Origin of the sequence: Rhodosalinus sediminis (assembly GCF_003385555.1) — a bacterium.
Taxonomy (GTDB): domain Bacteria; phylum Pseudomonadota; class Alphaproteobacteria; order Rhodobacterales; family Rhodobacteraceae; genus Rhodosalinus; species Rhodosalinus sediminis.
In genome coordinates, this window is the sequence record NZ_QOHR01000068.1 from 1 (window position 1) to 1,700 (window position 1,700).

General features: G+C 56.8%; 1 protein-coding gene. It reads left to right on the forward strand.

Annotated elements, in window-relative coordinates; translation table 11 throughout:
• The first annotated feature begins 559 nt into the window (after positions 1-559).
• Positions 560-1,414, forward strand: a complete 855-nt coding sequence (locus DRV84_RS15090; RefSeq protein ID WP_239995105.1) for a protein rep — start codon at positions 560-562, stop codon at positions 1,412-1,414.
• Positions 1,415-1,700 lie beyond the last annotated feature (286 nt).

Consider the following 1,700-nt stretch of genomic DNA (forward strand, 5'->3'; position numbering starts at 1 on the left):
AGCGGAAGGCCGAAAAAGAAAATGATCCCCGGCATATCCGTCAACGGAAACTGACCAGGTTGGCTCATGATTTGATGTCAGAATCGGACCCTGAATTGTGAGCCTCGCGTGCGCGCGAGGGAAATCGGTCAGAAAATGGCCGGAGTCTCGTGCGCGCGATCCTTGTATTTATACTTAAGGGATAACTCTGGCGTCAAAAAACGCCGCCAGCCCTTGTGCCGCAAGGGTTTGAGTGTGATTTGCCTGAAAATGGTTTTGGAAGTATTCTGTCGGGAGTGGTCGCAGAAAAAAGCGACCCCCGCAACTGCGCTAACAGTTCGGGGGTGTGACCACCTGTAGGAATTCGAATTTGGACACGACAACACAGGTGATATGGCAATGATAACACGTCAAATGAGCCATCGCCCAGCATGGGGCGGTGTGCATGCAAAATCCTGAACTCCAGAACCTAACTGACTACTCCCCCTCAGATGCGCCGTGGGACGCTCACAGAAGCGTTTCTGACGACGTGGGAGGGATTTACCTGCTTGCGGCTGAATATGAGCGCTACGGGGCGCGTATGGCCTCCTGTGGCGGTTTACTGAGGTTTGGGTGGTCTACCCTCAAAGAAACCGGAGAAACGCGCCTGAGGCTGCGTGAGGCGCATTTCTGCCGTGTCCGGCACTGTCCTGTCTGCCAGTGGAGGCGCTCCCTGATGTGGCAAGCCCGTTTCTACCAGTCCCTGCCGCGTATCGTGGCGGATTACCCCGATTCCCGCTGGATGTTTCTGACCCTGACCGTGCGCAACTGCGCGATCGAGGAGCTGGGCGAGACGCTGAGCCGGATGAACACGGCTTTCCAGCGACTGAAGGACCGTAAAGAGTTCCGACCAGTTCAGGGCTGGATACGCACCACGGAAGTCACCCGCGGCAGGGACGGCAGCGCACACCCGCACTTCCACACCCTGATGATGGTTCCGCCGGGCATGCTTAACGGGAAGAGTTACGTCAGGCATGAACGCTGGGTTGAGCTGTGGCGTGAGTGCCTGCGGGTCAGTTACGATCCGAATGTCGATGTCCGGGCAGTGAAACCCCGCAAGCCGAAGGACGGCGAATCGCTGGCCTGCGCGACCGCCGAACTGGTGCGCGGCGCAGTGGCCGAAACCCTGAAATATTCCACGAAGCCGGCCGACATGGTGGCCGATCCTAAATGGTTCCTCGAACTGACCCGCCAGACGCACAAGCGCCGCTTTGTGGCGACCGGCGGCGCACTCAAAGACGTGCTGAAACTCGATCAGGAAACCGACGCCGACATGGTGATCGGGGATGATATTTCCGAGGGCGATGATGACGGTTCCCGCATCGCGTTCGAGTGGAAGACCGAGGTCAAAAAGTACCGGCGTTCGCCGACGAAAGATAAAACCGAATCAGACTAACAGGGTGTCGGGGCTGCGCCCTGACCATGAGGGCTTTGGGCATCCGTCACCTTGGTGGCGGTGTACCAAAGTCACATCTTGTCCGATTGATTTTACTCCGATGCAGGATAGGGCTAACGCCGCAAAGTGACGTCACTCGATTACTGAGTTCGGATTCCGAACCTGGGTTTTTCTTCCGGTAATTTTCCGGAAGGCGCGCTTAGTAGTTTCTCATCTGGCGATGAGAAACGCGCGGTGGGGCAAGCCCACGAAAAACAAAAACTGATAACGGACAAGATGTGTTTTT